Source organism: Acidocella sp. MX-AZ02 (genome assembly GCF_000306035.1).
In the GTDB taxonomy this organism is placed as follows: Bacteria; Pseudomonadota; Alphaproteobacteria; order Acetobacterales; family Acetobacteraceae; genus Acidocella; species Acidocella facilis.
This window is the reverse complement of record NZ_JH976207.1, coordinates 1,489,385-1,490,226: the sequence shown is the minus strand read 5'-3', so window position 1 is coordinate 1,490,226 and position 842 is coordinate 1,489,385. Positions and strand designations below refer to the sequence as shown.

The 842-nt window shown below is 71.0% G+C and carries 1 protein-coding gene and 1 pseudogene; both read left to right on the top strand.

The window, feature by feature from the left end:
- Positions 1-271: pseudogene (locus tag MXAZACID_RS07355) on the top strand (hypothetical protein); the annotation flags it as partial.
- Positions 262-842 (top strand): tRNA lysidine(34) synthetase TilS (gene tilS, locus MXAZACID_RS07350; protein ID WP_008493589.1); only part of this gene is annotated, 581 nt, incomplete at its 3' end. The pseudogene MXAZACID_RS07355 and the gene tilS, both read left to right, overlap by 10 nt.

Genomic DNA, 842 nt, shown 5'->3' with positions numbered 1-842 from the left:
CTATCGCGCCCAGTATCTCGTGGCGCAGAGCTACGCCGCCAAGGGCGATCCGCAGAACGCCGCCATCGCCTATGACAGCACCTACAACATGAACCGTAACGGCACCTACGCGCCGCATGCGCTGCTGGGGCTGGCCTCCTCGCTGGCCGCGATCAACCAGAACGGCGCCGCCTGCGACACCCTCTCCTCGCTGAACAGCCAGTTCACCAACCAGTCCGCCGGGATGCGGGCGGATGTCGCCGCGGTCGCCAAACGCGCCCATTGCTCCTAAACGAAGTCTTCGCGGCGGCGCTTTCGCGGCTGTTGCCGCACAGCACCCCGCGTTTGGCGCTGGGCGTCTCTGGCGGGGCGGACAGCACCGCCCTGGTCTTGCTGGCCGATGAATATTGCCGCCCCCGGGGCGGCGCGGTGCTGGCGCTGATCCTCGATCACGGGCTGCGGGCTGGCTCAGCGGCGGAAGCTCAGCTGACCGCAAGCCGCCTCGCCCAGCGCGGCATCGCCGCGAAGATCATCACCCTGGCGCTGGCGCCGGGGCCGGGATTGCAGGCCCGCGCCCGGGAGGCCCGCCACGCGGCCCTGGCCGAAGCAGCGCGGCAGGCGGGGTTTTTGTATCTGGCGCTTGGCCATCACGCTGCCGACCAGCGCGAGACGGTGGCGATGCGCGCCGCCCGTGGCGAAGGTGGGGTGGAGGGCATGGCCGCCTGGACGGCGCGGCGGGACGTGGTGCTGCTGCGCCCGCTGCTGCGGACCGAACCAGAGCATTTGCGCGCCTATCTCACCGACCAGGGCATGGGCTGGGTCGAGGACCCCTCCAACCTCTCCCGCCGGTTCGAGCGCGTGCG